The organism is Methylophaga lonarensis MPL (genome assembly GCF_000349205.1).
In the GTDB taxonomy this organism is placed as follows: domain Bacteria; phylum Pseudomonadota; class Gammaproteobacteria; order Nitrosococcales; family Methylophagaceae; genus Methylophaga; species Methylophaga lonarensis.
Genome location: NZ_APHR01000066.1, coordinates 1 through 15,203, shown reverse-complemented (window position 1 = coordinate 15,203; position 15,203 = coordinate 1). Strand labels below are relative to the sequence as shown.

General features: G+C 51.3%; 15 protein-coding genes. 11 read left to right on the top strand and 4 right to left on the bottom strand.

Annotated elements, in window-relative coordinates; all coding sequences use genetic code 11:
- Nucleotides 1-258: SIMPL domain-containing protein (locus tag MPL1_RS13730; RefSeq protein ID WP_009727259.1), on the top strand; the 258-nt coding region annotated here is incomplete at its 5' end.
- A gap of 11 nt (nt 259-269) precedes the next feature.
- Here MPL1_RS13730 and ilvA read toward each other — a convergent pair.
- Nucleotides 270-1,784: a threonine ammonia-lyase, biosynthetic gene (gene ilvA, locus MPL1_RS11250; RefSeq protein ID WP_009727258.1), complete on the bottom strand. Its 1,515-nt coding sequence runs from the start codon at nt 1,782-1,784 to the stop codon at nt 270-272.
- Between the two features lie 120 nt (nt 1,785-1,904).
- Between ilvA and rpiA the strand changes: the two genes are divergently transcribed.
- From rpiA to lolD, 3 genes are read left to right on the top strand one after another with little or no spacing between them, the layout of a single operon-like run.
- Entirely contained in the window at nt 1,905-2,570 is a 666-nt protein-coding gene (rpiA, locus tag MPL1_RS11245) for a ribose-5-phosphate isomerase RpiA (protein WP_009727257.1), read from the top strand.
- 43 nt (nt 2,571-2,613) lie between these two features.
- Nucleotides 2,614-3,861: a lipoprotein-releasing ABC transporter permease subunit gene (locus tag MPL1_RS11240; protein WP_009727256.1), complete on the top strand. Its 1,248-nt coding sequence runs from the start codon at nt 2,614-2,616 to the stop codon at nt 3,859-3,861.
- Nucleotides 3,854-4,540 carry a lipoprotein-releasing ABC transporter ATP-binding protein LolD gene (lolD, locus tag MPL1_RS11235; RefSeq protein WP_009727255.1) on the top strand — a complete coding sequence of 229 codons (687 nt, stop codon included), beginning with the start codon at nt 3,854-3,856 and terminating at the stop codon, nt 4,538-4,540. The genes MPL1_RS11240 and lolD overlap by 8 nt, the downstream gene beginning before the upstream one ends.
- Before the next feature lie 98 nt (nt 4,541-4,638).
- Here the strand turns inward: lolD and MPL1_RS11230 are convergent, their stop codons facing one another.
- Nucleotides 4,639-5,115: a DUF2062 domain-containing protein gene (locus tag MPL1_RS11230; RefSeq protein WP_009727254.1), complete on the bottom strand. Its 477-nt coding sequence runs from the start codon at nt 5,113-5,115 to the stop codon at nt 4,639-4,641.
- Between the two features lie 45 nt (nt 5,116-5,160).
- On the opposite strand from MPL1_RS11230, the gene MPL1_RS11225 reads away from it, so the two are divergent.
- The 7 genes from MPL1_RS11225 to kdsB are packed head-to-tail and all read left to right on the top strand — an operon-like array spanning nt 5,161 to nt 12,197.
- Nucleotides 5,161-7,419, top strand: coding sequence for a DNA internalization-related competence protein ComEC/Rec2 (locus MPL1_RS11225; protein WP_009727253.1), 2,259 nt, complete (start codon nt 5,161-5,163; stop codon nt 7,417-7,419).
- A 53-nt stretch (nt 7,420-7,472) separates the two neighbouring features.
- Complete coding sequence (locus MPL1_RS11220; RefSeq protein ID WP_009727252.1) at nt 7,473-8,108, top strand: MotA/TolQ/ExbB proton channel family protein; 636 nt, start codon at nt 7,473-7,475, stop codon at nt 8,106-8,108.
- The gene (locus MPL1_RS11215; protein WP_009727251.1) at nt 8,105-8,530 is read left to right on the top strand and encodes an ExbD/TolR family protein; all 426 of its coding nucleotides are present in this window, start codon (nt 8,105-8,107) and stop codon (nt 8,528-8,530) included. Before MPL1_RS11220 ends, MPL1_RS11215 begins: the two co-directional genes overlap by 4 nt.
- Nucleotides 8,527-10,281: a lipid A export permease/ATP-binding protein MsbA gene (msbA, locus tag MPL1_RS11210; protein WP_009727250.1), complete on the top strand. Its 1,755-nt coding sequence runs from the start codon at nt 8,527-8,529 to the stop codon at nt 10,279-10,281. Before MPL1_RS11215 ends, msbA begins: the two co-directional genes overlap by 4 nt.
- Nucleotides 10,282-10,286: 5 nt before the next feature.
- Nucleotides 10,287-11,264: a tetraacyldisaccharide 4'-kinase gene (gene lpxK, locus MPL1_RS11205; RefSeq protein ID WP_009727249.1), complete on the top strand. Its 978-nt coding sequence runs from the start codon at nt 10,287-10,289 to the stop codon at nt 11,262-11,264.
- Nucleotides 11,257-11,436 (top strand): Trm112 family protein, encoded by a 180-nt coding sequence (locus MPL1_RS11200; protein ID WP_009727248.1) that lies wholly within the window; start codon nt 11,257-11,259, stop codon nt 11,434-11,436. Before lpxK ends, MPL1_RS11200 begins: the two co-directional genes overlap by 8 nt.
- On the top strand, nt 11,436-12,197 hold the full coding sequence (kdsB, locus tag MPL1_RS11195) for a 3-deoxy-manno-octulosonate cytidylyltransferase (RefSeq protein ID WP_009727247.1): 762 nt from the start codon (nt 11,436-11,438) through the stop codon (nt 12,195-12,197). The genes MPL1_RS11200 and kdsB overlap by 1 nt, the downstream gene beginning before the upstream one ends.
- On the opposite strand, the gene MPL1_RS11190 is transcribed toward kdsB, so the two are convergent.
- Both MPL1_RS11190 and MPL1_RS11185 read right to left on the bottom strand, forming a co-directional pair.
- Complete coding sequence (locus tag MPL1_RS11190; protein WP_009727246.1) at nt 12,165-12,458, bottom strand: hypothetical protein; 294 nt, start codon at nt 12,456-12,458, stop codon at nt 12,165-12,167. The genes kdsB and MPL1_RS11190 overlap by 33 nt on opposite strands.
- A complete protein-coding gene (locus MPL1_RS11185; protein ID WP_009727245.1) occupies nt 12,442-14,805 on the bottom strand; it encodes an Rne/Rng family ribonuclease in 2,364 nt (787 codons plus the stop codon). The genes MPL1_RS11190 and MPL1_RS11185 overlap by 17 nt, the downstream gene beginning before the upstream one ends.
- Nucleotides 14,806-15,203: the final 398 nt, after the last annotated feature.

Sequence of the window (15,203 nt, the reverse complement as noted above, 5' to 3'; positions counted from 1 at the left end):
AGCCATACAGAATTCCGCGACAAGGCGAGTCTGATTCAGCAGCAGTTTGGTGAGCCGGGCTACCGACTGGTCAATCTTTCTGTCGACACCGGCCATTATTTTCCTCAACCAGCCATGGAACGCGGCATGCTGATGTCGGCAGATATGGCGGTAAAATCCTCTGCACCTGTAGCTTTGGAAGCCGGCAGCAACACTGTCAGTGTGACGGTACGAGGCAGTATTCAACTGGTGTCGGATCCAAGTCAGCTCAGCCCTTGAGCTGACTTGGCTTAGCGCAGAAAAAGATCATAGGCACGATTGTCAGTTTCATCCTGATAGCTGTAGCCAAGCCCATCCAGAAAAAGCTGAAACTCATCGTCAAAGGCTGCAGGGACCTGAATGCCCACCAGCACTCGGCCGTAGGCGGCACCATGATTACGGTAATGGAACAGGCTGATGTTCCAGCGTTTACCAATACGAGTCAAAAATCTGAGCAAAGCGCCTGGCCGCTCTGGAAACTCGAAGCGAAACAGGCGCTCGTCGCTGGCACCTGCGGCATGGCCACCGACCATGTACCTGACATGCAGCTTTGCCATTTCGTTATCAGTAAAGTCCACCCACTGATAACCCGCATTATCCAGTGAATTGAATAAGGCCTGTCGCTCTTCATCACTGCCGTCAAGTTTGACACCGACAAACACGCGCGCCTCTGTTTCATCGGCATAGCGATAATTAAATTCAGTAATGCCTCGGTCACCGAGCACCTTGCAAAACTGCTGAAAACTGCCGGGGCGCTCATCAATCGTCGCGGCAAACAGCACCTCACGTCGCTCACCAATTTCAGCGCGCTCGGCAACATGTCGCAGCCTGTCGAAATTAATATTGGCTCCGCTGTCTATCACCACCAAATCGGCGCCGACACAGCCATGTTCGGCGATATATTTCTTGGCGCCCGCCACTGCCAGCGCCCCGGAAGGTTCGGCGATTGAACGGGTATCGTCAAAAATATCCATGATAGCCGCGCAAATTTCATCACTATCGACCAGAATCACCTCATCCACCGTTTCTCTGGCAATGCGAAACGGTTCGACGCCGACTTGTCGAACAGCAGTGCCATCAGCAAACAAGCCTACCTGGTCCAGCGTCACTCGTTCTTGAGCATCCAGCGCTGCTTTTAAGCTGGCCGCATCGGCAGGTTCAACAGCGATGATTTTGATTTGTGGCCAGAAAGCCTTGATATAAGCCGCGATTCCCGCCAGCAACCCGCCACCACCGACCGGAACAAAAATCGCCTCCACTGGTTGCGGGTGTTGCCGCATGATTTCCATGGCGATGGTGCCCTGACCTGCAATCACTTCAGGGTCATCGTAGGGATGGATAAAGGTACGCTTTTGCTGTTCGACGATTTTCTGCGCGTAGGCAAACGCATCGTCATAGCTGTTGCCATGCAACACAATCTCGGCGCCAAGACTGCGCACGGCTTCCACCTTGATTGGCGGTGTTGTTTTGGGCATGACAATCAATGCAGAGAGCCCCATACGACTGGCCGCCAGCGCAACGCCTTGGGCATGATTGCCGGCGGAAGCCGCGACCACACCTTGCAGTTTTTCTGATTCGCTCAAGTGTGTCATGCGATTGTAGGCACCGCGCAGCTTGAACGAGAACACCGGTTGCAAGTCTTCACGCTTGAGCAAAATGTTATTTTGCAGCCGCTTCGAAAGGCGAGGCATGATATCCAGCGGTGTTTCGATGGCAACATCGTAAACCCGGGCCTTGAGGATGCGTTCTACATAGCCGGTCAACATGGTGTTTTGATATCTGTCTTTTGGCGGTTAAGGACAGGCTACATTACCATTGACGCTGATTTATCTCTATAATTGCGTCATTTATTCAGTCACTTTTTAGCGAATTTTAAGGAATCCACGATGAATGCAGATGAAATGAAAAAACAAGCCGCATGGGCAGCCCTCGAATACATCACCACTGACGGCGTTGTTGGCGTAGGTACGGGCTCAACCGTTAATCATTTCATCGACGCACTGGCGACTATCAAACATCGCATCGAAGGTGCCGTATCCAGTTCAAATGCCTCAACACAACGCCTGAAAGACTACGGTATCGAAGTCTTCGATCTGAATCAGGTTAACGAAGTCGCTGTTTATGTAGATGGTGCAGACGAATCAAACCATGCCCTGCAACTGATCAAAGGCGGCGGCGGTGCTCTGACCCGCGAAAAAATCATAGCAGCTGTTGCTGACAAATTTGTCTGTATCGCAGACAGTTCCAAGCTGGTAGACGTGCTGGGTAAATTCCCACTGCCAGTCGAAGTCATTCCTATGTCACGTAGCTATGTTGCCCGCGAAATCGTCAAGTTGGGCGGACAACCGGTGTATCGCGAAGGTGTGATCACCGACAATGGCAACGTCATTCTCGACGTGCATGGCCTCGACATCATGGAGCCTATCAAGCTGGAAAAAACACTGAACGATATCGTCGGTGTAGTGACTAATGGCCTGTTCGCTATGCGTCCAGCCGATGTTCTGCTGCTGGGCAGCGAAAACGGTACACAAACAGTTTTAGCCAGCAAGTAAACCTACCGTCAGGCATATCCGCCTGACCAACTGAGTCGAGTTTATGTTCAGACCTCTTAGCGTCTATATCGGTGCCCGCTATACGCGGGCCAAACGTCGTAATCATTTCATTTCATTTATCTCACTCACCTCAATGCTGGGAGTGGCACTGGGTGTCACCGCACTGATTACAGTGTTATCGGTGATGAATGGTTTCGAAAAAGAATTACGGGAACGCATTCTGGGCATGACTTCGCACGCGATTGTCACTGGTTCGGATTCAACACTCACCGACTGGCAATCACTGCAAGCTCGCATTCAGGGCTTCCCCAATCTGGTTGATTCGGCACCTTTTGTTGAGGGGCAGGCGATGCTCAGCCAAGGTAGTCGGGTTCGTGGCACCATGCTGCGCGGGGTTGACCCCGCGCTCGAGCCCCGCGTTTCAACCATCGGCGAAAAGATGATTCAGGGACATCTGGATAATCTGCAGCCGGGCAGTTACGGCATTATTCTCGGTAAGGATCTGGCCATTGCGATGGGCGTTGCCACCGGTGACAAAATCACTCTGATTACCCCTCATGTCTCTCCGACCCCTGCTGGCGTCATCCCCAGGTTGAAACGTCTGGATGTTGTCGGTGTATTTGAAATCGGCATGTATGAGTACGACAGCAGCATGGCGATCATGAACATCGAGGATGCTGCTGTATTGTTTCGTATTCCGGGTAAAGTCAGTGGCCTGCGACTGGAATTAAGTGACGTCTATGCTGCACCAAGATTGACGCGGGAGTTAATGCAAACACTGCCGCCTGAATACCGTGCCGCTGACTGGACATTTCAGCATGCCAATTTTTTCCGCGCCCTGAAAACCGAAAAAACCGTCATGTTTGTCATTCTGATGCTGATTGTCGCAGTAGCAGCTTTCAACATTGTTTCGACCCTGGTGATGATGGTCACCGACAAACAATCCGATATTGCGATTCTCAGAACGCTGGGCATGCCGCCAAGTGGCATCATGCAAATCTTTATTATTCAGGGAATTGTGATTGGGCTTATCGGCACGATACTCGGGGTGATTGGCGGCGTCGCACTGGCTCTGAACATCGAACACCTGATTGCCAGCATCGAGCAAATGCTCGGTTATCAATTCCTGCCCGCCGATGTTTATTACATCAGCACGCTGCCCTCTGATTTGCGCTGGGATGATGTCACAACCGTCGCCATAGCTGCATTCATCCTGTCTGTTATTTCAACCCTATATCCATCCTGGCGTGCAGCACAGGTAAGACCAGCCGAGGCACTTCGTTATGACTAATCAGACTGTCTTATCCTGCCAGTCACTGAGCAAATCCTTTGTTGATGGTGGCTTACAGACTGAAGTGCTCAAAGGCATTGATCTATCTATTCAGGCATCAGATCGACTGGCTATCGTTGGCAGTTCCGGTTCAGGTAAAAGCACCCTGTTGCACCTGCTTGGCGGCTTGGACACTCCAAGCGAGGGTGAAATATTCATTCAGGGACAGGCCATCAGCAAATTATCGGTCAATGCGCTCAGTCGGCTGCGCAATCAAGCCCTTGGCTTTGTTTATCAATTTCATCATCTACTGCCTGAATTTACGGCGGTTGAAAATGTAGCCATTCCACTGGTGATCGCAGGGCAGAAACCCTCTGTTGCCAAAAAAGAAGCGGCTGAGCTGCTGAGTCGTGTTGGCTTGTCACATCGACTGACACACAAGCCGGGTGAATTGTCCGGCGGCGAACGGCAACGAGCGGCGCTGGCACGAGCGCTGATCACCAAACCTGCCTGCTTATTAGCTGATGAACCAACCGGCAATCTGGATCACCGAACCGCTGAGGGAATTTTTGACTTGATGATGGAGCTCAATGCCCAATCAGGCACGGCACTAGTCATTGTGACTCACGACAATGGTCTGGCCAAACGCATGGACAAAACACTGACGCTGATGGATGGTGAATTGGCTACTTCAAACTAGGGCTTTTGAATTTTCGGGGTGATGACTCTCAAGCAACAACAGCGCTCAGGATTTATCACCACGACGATTGCGGTGCAGTCGTTGCAACCAGCTGCGAATCACCACCAGCCGCCAGACCAGCCTGACAAATATAATCCCTGCCAGCGCTGCCAAAAGGCCGTTGATAAAACTGCCCAGCAATAAGGCTTCCAGATCAGCAAAAATTCACCGGTAAACCATTCCAGTGACAAGTTGAACCGATAAGAGCCCGGCGGAATTTCCAGAATCCAGGCGCCCAACCGATAAGACGTGTAAAAAATCGGTACAAACGTAAATGGATTGGAAATCCACACAGCCATCACCGCAATGGGCAAATTGACGCGCAGCCAGATACACAATGCAGCTGCAATCACCATCTGACCAATCATCGGCATGACCCCGAGGAACAGGCCAATCGCCAAACCTCCCGCCACAGAGCGACGATTAAGATGCCACAGTCTGGGCTCTGTCAGTCGGGCACCAAAACGCTGCAAATGCGGATGCTCGCGCATTTTTGCGTGATCTGGCATGATGCGTTTCAGGAATTTGCGAGGCATGATGTCTCAGCATGGATGGTTAATCGGCCGCCATTATAGGGATATATGATTAAAAGCGCCATTGCCTTTGTTGCTGGCTGTGTAGCTGTTTTACAGCTGGCGGTTTTGCCTGATTCGATCTGGCTTTTGCCAGCAATCATCATACTATTGCTGAGCCTGTGGCTCAGACAAACCCTCTTGTTTTGTTTCACCTTTGCTGTCCTTTGGACTAGTTTACACAGTCAACTGCGTCTGACGGATCAGCTTGCCAGTCACCTGCAAGGCCAGGATCTGCAGATCACTGGCGTGATTGCATCCGTCCCTCAACGCGAAGGACGACGTCTTCGATTTGAATTCAAACCAGACCAGCAAATACCCGTCTCAAAAATCCGCTTGAACTGGTATCAGATACCCGATGTTGTGCCTGCCGCAGGTGAGCGCTGGCAATTAACTGTACGCCTCAGACAGCCATTTGGCATGCAAAACCCCGGCGCCTTCGACTATGAAGGCTGGCTGTTTCGGGAAGGCATCGCTGCCACGGGTTACGTCAGACCAGACCCCGCCAATAGCCGGCTGGAAACCGCCGCCAGATATTCTGTTAATCACCTGCGCATGCAGATTGCCGAGCGACTGCAACAGCTGGGCAACTCTGAACTAACGCCCTTGCTGCAAGGTTTATCTGTTGGCCTACGTGATCAAATGACCACAGAACAGTGGCAAATACTGCAAAAAACTGGCACCAGTCATCTGCTGGCGATTTCCGGATTGCATATCGGCCTCGCGGCAGGCATCGGATTTTTTATCGGCCGCTGGTTGTGGTCGTTAAGCAGCCGACGCTTGCTCAGCGTACCGGCCATGCATGCTGGCGCGGTTTCAGCAGTGCTGTTTGCACTGGTTTATGCATTGCTAGCCGGACTGTCAATCCCTACTCAGCGTGCCCTTATCATGATCTCGGTGATGATGTTATCGCTATTACTTGGCAGAGCGGCATTCAACCTGCAGACGCTTGCACTAAGCATGATTATCGTGACCTTGATTGACCCGTTTTCAGTGCTGTCCGCAGGATTCTGGCTTTCTTATGCAGCCGTGTTCATCATCATCTTTGTAGCACGCAATCACACACCTGCCCTGAAAAAACAATGGTTGAAAATTCACCTCTGGGTTGCACTCGGCCTGTCACCCTTGTTAATGCTGTTTTTTCAACAAACATCGTTGATTGCGCCGCTGGCTAATCTGCTGGCAGTGCCGCTGGTCAGTTTGCTGGTGGTGCCACTGCTGTTATTGACGGTTGCAATGTTCGCTGTATCCGAGAGTCTTGCTGTACTGTTGCTAAAACTGGTGTTATGGCTGATGGATTACTTGTGGCGATGGCTGGACTGGCTGGCGGCCAGTCCAATAGCGACCTGGGAAGTGCCCCATCTGCCCCTCAGCATAATATTGCTGTTATGTGCTGCAAGCTTGCTGGTGCTGGCTCCCAGAGGATTAGCTGCACGCTGGCTTGGTCTGACAGCCTTGCTACCTTTGTTGTTTTGGCAAGCTGAACGTCCAGCAGATGATGAATTCTGGTTGACCATGCTGGATGTCGGCCAAGGTCTGTCGGTAGTCATTCATACCGCTAACCACAGTCTGGTTTTCGATACCGGGCCACGTTTTGGCAGCACTTTCAATACTGGTGATGCTGCGGTGTTGCCCTATCTTGACTTCAGAGGCACACGCAAACTGGACCTGCTGATGATTAGCCACGGTGATAATGATCACATTGGCGGAGCCGAAGCCGTACTCAGACAAATTCCGGTGAAACGCATTCTCACCGGTACAGAGGAATCACTGGCCAACGCCGAACGATGCCATGCAGGTCAACATTGGCAATGGGATGAAGTGTTATTTGAGGTGCTGCACCCACCAAAAAATTGGCAGGCAAAATCCAACGAAATGTCCTGTGTACTCAAAGTCAGCAATCGGCACGGCAGCGTTTTGCTGACCGGCGATATTGAAGCACGGGCTGAGACACTACTACTGCAAACTCAGTCAGACAGGCTAAATGCCACAGTATTGCAGGTGCCACACCATGGCAGCAGAAGCTCATCCAGTGAAGCATTTATTGCGGCAGTGGCTCCCGAAGCCGCCTGGATTGCCAGCGCTTATCGCAACCGCTGGCAATTTCCGCATGAAATCGTCAGGCAACGCTACCAGGATCACGGCGTTGAGCTGTTCAACACAGCAGACAGCGGAGCATTATTGATGCGATTTGACAGACAGCAGCAGCCACCTGTTCGCTGGAGACTTCATGCCAGACGCTTGTGGACAGCTGACGCTACTGAATGACACGAAATTCACGTATCATGAGCGCATTATTCTGATTGCAGGACTGAAACACTATGCTGGAGCTATTCAAGGCAGGTGGCTGGTTAATGCTGCCATTGTTTGCCTGTTCGGTCATCGCTATTGCTATCATCGCAGAGCGCTTCTGGAGTTTGCAGCAAAAGCGCATCGCCCCACCCGGACTGATCACCCAGATCTGGCAATGGTTACGATACAACCAGGTGGATCAAGCAAGAATCGTCTCGCTACAGCAAAACTCACCATTGGGCCAGATACTGGCTGCTGGATTAATCAACCGAAACAGTCCCCGAGAAATTACCAAGGAAAGTATTGAAGATACTGGCCGGCATGTCACCGTCGAATTGGAAAGAAATCTCAATACGCTTGGCACTATCGCAGCCATTGCACCACTGATAGGTTTGCTTGGAACCGTCATTGGCATGATCAAGGTCTTTGCGGTCATCACCACTGAAGGTGTTGGTAATCCTGAAGTATTGGCTGGCGGCATTTCCGAAGCCTTAATCACCACGGCCACAGGCCTGGTCGTGGCCATTCCCGCCGTCATTTTTTATCGCTACTTTCGCGGCAAGGTCAATCGACTGGTGGTCAGCATGGAAGAGCAAGCCATGAAACTGATTGAAATGCTGCACGGTGACCGAGACTTCGATCCAGACGCAGGCAACAATCAGTGAAGTTACTGCCCAACAAACCTGAGGAACCGGATGTCAATCTGACCCCGATGATTGATGTGGTTTTTCTGCTGTTACTGTTCTTTATGGTTTCCACCAGCTTTGTGCGCGAAAGCTCACTCAAAGTTGACTTGCCTGAAGCCAGTGGCGAACGGCTTGAAACCGCAGAATCTCCCGTTGATATTGTGATACAGGCTAACGGCCAGTTCCTGATTAACGATGAAGAGCTGAGCGAATTCTCCCGTGAACGATTACGGCAAGTGCTCAAAGACGTTGTCGGCGACCAGGCAGATCCGCACATTGTGATCAGCGCCGATGCCAGTGCTGAATATCAGCATATTGTCACCGCCATGGATGTCGCCCAAATGCTAGGCTACACACGATTAACTCTGGCAACTCGCCAAACCATCAACGAAACCCCATGAAACAATCTGCAATAGAAATGAGCGCTTTGGAACTTTACCGGCGCTTGCTCAAATACGTTAAACCCTACTGGCCGGCATTTGCCGCGGTCGTCGCAGCAATGGTGGTCTATGCCGGTACTCAGACCGGCATGGCAGCAATGATGAAACCGCTGATGGATGGCAGTTTTGTCGAACAGGATCCCACCATTATCAAACTGGTGCCGATTGCGCTGATTGGCATCTTCATTATCCGCGGTATTTCAGACTTTCTAACTAACTATGGCCTTGGCTGGATCGCCCGCAATGTCATTAAATCACTGCGCGAAGACATGTTTGATCGATTGATCACCCTGCCCGCCAGCTTTTATGACAAAAGCTCATCGGGCCAGTTGATGTCCAAACTGCTCTACGATGTTGAACAAGTGGCCAGCGCCGCGACAGATGCCATTCTGAGCATCATTCGCGACTCAATGATCATCATCGGTTTACTGGCCTGGATGATTTATCTCAACGGCTTTCTGTCATTGATTATCCTGCTGACCACGCCGCTGATTGGTTTGATGGTGTATCAAGTCAGCAGCCGCTTTCGCCGTCTGAGTAAAAGCATCCAGGACTCAATGGGCGAAGTCAGTCATGTCTCCAGTGAAATCATTGATGGACATCGTGAGGTCAAAACTTTTGGCAGCCAACCATATGAGATCAAACGCTTCGATAAGGTGAATCAGCTGAATCGTCGCCAACGCATGAAAAAAATCGCCACCGATGCCATCAGCCAGCCACTGATTTCTTTCATCGCTGTGCTCGGACTTGCCGTGGTGATTTATCTGGCAACACTGCCGCAAATGCTGGAAAGCATCACCGTTGGCACTTTTATCTCTTTCATCACCGCCATGTTCATGATTCTGTCACCATTGAAGAGCCTGACCAAGGTCAACTCCAAGTTGCAAGCGGGTATTGCCGCTGCAGAAAGTATTTTTGCACTGATTGACGAACAGCCAGAGCAGGAAACGGGCCGCAGAACACTTGGCCGGGTCGAGGGGCGTATTGAATATCAAAACGTTGGCTTCAGTTACGATCGCGGCAAAGGCAATGTACTCAATAATATTTCCTTTAAAGTGGCACCTGGGCAAACCATCGCTTTTGTGGGTCATTCAGGCAGCGGTAAAACCACACTGGTAAGTCTGTTGGCGCGTTTTTACAACCCCACGGAAGGACGTATTCTGATCGATGATATCGATTGCCAGGAAGTATTACTGGCCGATCTGCGCAAACAAATTTCACTAGTGAACCAGCAGGTTATTCTGTTCAATGACAGCATCGCCAACAACATCTGCTACGGTCAATCTGAGCCAGTGGCTGAAGATCGCATTATTGAAGTGGCTAAAGCCGCTCATGCCTGGGACTTCATCAGCAAGCTGCCGGACGGCCTGAATACACAAGTTGGCGAAAATGGTGTGCTGCTCTCCGGTGGACAGCGGCAACGCCTCGCCATCGCCCGCGCCTTGTTGAGAGACTCACCGATACTGATTCTGGATGAAGCGACGGCCTCACTCGACACTGAAGCTGAAAGACACATTCAAGCGGCACTGGAAAACCTGATGCAATCGAGAACCACTCTGGTGATTGCACATCGGCTGTCGACCATTGAGAAAGCCGACCAGATTATCGTGATGCATGATGGTGAAATTATCGAAACCGGCACGCATCAGCAACTGCTGGCACTTAATCAGCATTACGCGCAATTGCACCGCCTGCAATTTCAGGATCGATAATCACCATGCAGTGGCTCAGCGAACGCTGGTATCATCGCTCACTGCTTACAATGCTGTTGTGGCCACTCAGCCAGCTCTATCGGGGCATTGTTCTCTTGCGTCGCATGGGCTATCAAACAGGGCTGATGCAGCAAAAATCGCTGCCGGTTCCAGTCGTTATCGTTGGTAATATCAATGTAGGCGGCACCGGCAAAAGCCCTTTTGTGATCTGGCTGGCCAGACAACTTCACATGTCGGGCTACAGCCCCGGGATTATCAGTCGCGGCTATGGCGGTGCGGGGCCTTTTCCATTCGCAGTGCAAACCACTAGTCAACCTGAGCAATGTGGTGACGAGCCGCTAATGATTCATCAACAGACCGGTTATCCTGTAGTGGTGGATCCTGATCGCTTTCGAGCCGGACAATACCTGCTGGCCAATCAGCCTTGCGATGTCATCATTGCTGATGATGGCCTGCAACATTATCGACTCGCCAGAGATATCGAAATTGTCGTAATTGATGGCAAACGCATGTTTGGCAATAATTTTTTACTGCCCGCCGGCCCATTGCGCGAGCCTGTCGATAGACTGAGAACCGTTGATTTTCTGGTATGCAACAGTGGCAATTATCCATCGGCGTTTCGAATGGATCTGAAAGCTAGCACAGCCATTAATCTGCTCAGCGGAGCGCATAAACCACTGAGTTCATTTGCTGAACAACCCTTGCATGCCGTGGCTGGCATTGGACATCCACAACGGTTTTTTCAGATGCTTAAAGAGGCAGGTCTGTCATTTGACGAACATAGCTTTGCCGATCATCATGCCTACCAGCCGGCTGATCTCACTTTCTCCGACTCAAGTCCAATACTGATGACCGAGAAAGATGCGGTAAAATGCCGCTCGTTTGCAACCGCTGACATGTGGTATCTGCCAATCGAGGCGGATCTGCCCGCCCTGCTCAAAGACAATATCTGCGAAAAACTGAGGAATCTGAACCATGGATAATCGCCTGCTCGACATTCTGGCTTGCCCTGTTTGCAAAGGCAGTCTGAACTATCACAAAACCGAACAGGAACTGGTGTGTCCGGCATGCCGACTGGCCTATCCGGTCAGAGATGATATTCCGGTGATGCTGCCCGAAGAAGCTCGAGAACTCTCAGCGGAAGAATCTGCCTGATGTCGACATTTTTCCGAATAGTCATACCGGCAAGGTATGCATCCAGCCGTCTGCCCGGTAAACCGTTGAGGGATATTGCCGGCAAACCCATGATTCAGCACGTCTATGAACGGGCGATGGAAAGCGAAGCACAGGCGGTGATTATCGCCACAGATGATCAACGTATTGCCGATGCCGCAACTGCATTTGGAGCTGATGTGTGCATGACATCGCCAAATCACACCTCAGGAACCGATCGTTTGGCAGAAGTTGCGCGTCTCAGAGGTTTTGCCGATCAGGATATTGTGATCAATGTTCAGGGTGACGAACCCTGCCTGCCAGCACAGCTGATTAACCAGGTTGCCGAAGATTTATCGCTCCATCACGAAGCAGCGATTGCTACTTTGTATGCGTCAATTACTGATCCACAAGAAATTTTTGACCCGAATGTGGTCAAGGTCGTCACAGATGCACAGGGTTATGCACGCTATTTCAGCCGGGCCCCGATACCGTGGTTGAGAAATTATTTTGCAACTGATGAAGTACTGCCAGACCAGCTGCCACACAAGCGTCACATAGGTCTTTACGGGTATCGATGCCGATTTTTGCACCAGTACAGCAGTCTGGAACCTTGCATGCCTGAACAGGCGGAATCATTGGAGCAGCTTAGAGCGTTATTCTACGGCTATCACATTCACCTGACCGAGGCAGCGGTTGCCGCAGGTCATGGCGTGGATACCGAACGGGATTTAGCGATTGTCAGACAGTTGCTCGGAGAGTAATTGCTCAAGCCCAGCAGCCTGGACATCGGCATGTAACTCGCCATCACTGTCAAACACCTGAAGGGTATAAGTGACCGGAACCGGCCGGTGCCCTTCACCATACTGAGTAGGCTGAATGCTGGAGCCCGGTTCCAGTACCTGAAGCACTAGTTCACAACCATCCAGTAGTTCAATAATCTCGCATCGATGTTTATGGTAAGTGACCTGCGCGCCAATCAAAGCGCGCAGGTGCTCACATGAAAATTTATTTTTCGCTTGCATCGGCTTGTCGGCTCTCTTCACTCGCAACATTTTTTTCTTTTTGTTGTGAGCTATTATCTGCCGCTGCCGGATTTTTTTCTACCTCTGTGTCTGAAGCTGCTTCATTAGAACGGCTGGTTGAGCCTCGGCGACGCCGATTTGTTCCGCTAGCTGAGCCGTTTGAACGTGGACGACGAGGCTTGGCTTCCTTGACAGTATTGCCGTCTACCTCGCTCACTTGCTCGGCAGGCACGTAGTTGCCATCAACTTCTGGCGCTGGTGCCGGGATGGCATTGCCGTCAACTTCCGGCGCTGGTGCAGGCATGACATTGCCTTTTTCAACCGGATTATTTTCTTTGACTGCGCTGTCCTCGCCCTCAGAACGACCTCCACGACGACGACGCCCTCCACGACGGGAGCGACGGCCATTTGCACGGCCTTTGCCATCCTCATCAGCGTCTGGTTTTGCTGGAGCAGGTGTCACTGGTTTTTTGCTGTCTGACTCTGGCTTTTCCGAGACCGGAGTTGACACGTTGTCACCTGTGTCAGCTTCATTGCGACGCGGACGAGAACCTCTCCGATTACTGCCACGCGAACGAGAACGTCTAGGTCTTGAAGCAGACTCATCACTGCTGTCAGCCTGTTTTGGCTGACTGTCAGTCGTATCCTGGTTCTGGGTATTTTGCCCAGTCAGTACACCGAGCAAACGCTTGAGCAGGTTTGGTTTTCTGTCTTGAACCGGCTCTACGACTTTTTCGACCACCGGCGCAGGAGCGGCAGGCGATATGCCAGTAACAGCAGGCACTTCCAGCACAGGTTTGTCTTTAAGGCTGGCAGGAACTTCGGCCTCAGGCGACGTGAGTAACTGATGGCTGCGACTTGGTTTATCAGCGCCGTCTTTGACTCTTTCGATCTCGTAATGCGGCGTTTCCATGTGCGGGTTAGGAATCAGCAACAATTTGACTTCCTGACGACGCTCGATTATTTCAAGCTGGGCACGTTTTTCATTGAGCATGAAAGTTGCGACGGCAACTGGCAACTGCACCACCAGTTGAGTCACTTTGTCCTTGCTGGCTTCTTCTTCAAGTAAACGCAGTACTGCAAGACCCAAAGATTCAACCCCACGGACATGGCCAAGCCCGGCGCAGCGTGGGCAAATTTCCTGATGAGCCTCACCCAGTGCAGGTCGCAACCGCTGACGAGACATTTCCAGCAAGCCGAAGCGTGAAATACGACCGACTTGTACTCTGGCTCTGTCGGCTTTCAGGTGTTCACGCAAGCGGTTTTCAACTTCTCGCTGATGTCTGCTTGGGCCCATATCAATGAAGTCGATGACCACCAGACCACCCAGATCACGCAAGCGCAGTTGTCTGGCAATTTCTTCGGCCGCTTCCAGGTTGGTATTCAAGGCGGTTTCTTCGATATCGCCGCCTTTATTGGCGCGAGCCGAGTTAACGTCGATGGAAATCAAAGCTTCGGTAGGGTCAATCACTAAAGCCCCGCCTGATGGCAGACGGACCTCATGACGAAATGCACTCTCTATCTGGCTTTCAACCTGATAACGAGTAAACAGTGGCACTTTGTCTTGATAGAGCTTGAACTTGCTCAGTTCATGCGGCATGACCATGCGCATGAAGTCATAGCCGGTTTGATAGACCTCGGGAGAATCGACCAGGATTTCACCAATATCCTTACGCAGGTAATCGCGCAGAGCACGGATGATAATGTTGCTTTCCTGATACACCAGGAATGGCGCATGACGGTCTTTGGCAGCAACATCAATCGCAGTCCACAGCTGAATCAGATACTCAAGATCCCATTGGAGTTCTTCGGGTTGTTTACCCACACCTGCGGTGCGAACAATCATGCCCATGCCATCAGGCACTTCCAGTGAGCGCAGCGCTTCCTGAAGTTCGGCGCGGTCATCACCTTCAATACGACGGGAGATGCCGCCCGCACGTGGGCTGTTGGGCATCAGCACCAGATAGCGACCAGCCAGACTGATAAATGTAGTCAGCGCAGCGCCTTTATTACCGCGCTCTTCTTTTTCTATCTGAATCAGCAGTTCCTGACCGACTGAAAGCACGTCCTGGACATTAATCCGACCGCTGTTGTCGTCACCGCTGCGTTCACGAAAGTAGGCTTTGTCGATTTCCTTGAGTGGCAGAAAACCCTGACGCTCAGAACCATAATCGACGAATACCGCTTCAAGACTCGGTTCAACCCGAGTGATTTTTCCTTTGTAGATGTTGCCTTTTTTCTGTTCTCTGGAGGGGGTGTCAATGTCCAGATCAAATAATCGCTGACCATCGACCATCGCCACACGCAATTCTTCTTCGTGCGTGGCGTTGATTAAAATTCGTTTCATGCAGTAACCTCAAATTGAGGTTCACACATCCGGAGAAATCGAAGGTACGCCGCATCGGCAGCCGCCTTACGCAGGCAGAACGAGTGAGAATGTAATTAAAAGTGTTGTGTATCTTGATGTTGATACCTTTGCCCAGCCCCATAGCCGGGTCATCGCTTTAAGTTTCCGGCAGCTTCGCGCGATACCGGCTTATCCGGCGCTCAAAACAATGGTTGCGCCGATAGTGTCATTCATTAATTACCTACTGCTCTGCCGGGTAGAACTTTGTTCGTTATTCGATTGTCTCCCGGAGGTGGAACCGTTGTTCTCACCAGGACTCTTTGTCGAGCCCGTCATCTGCTGAACCCCTGTTCAGCCTTAAAATCTTTTCCCGCCGCCGCATCAACCTGTTAAATCGA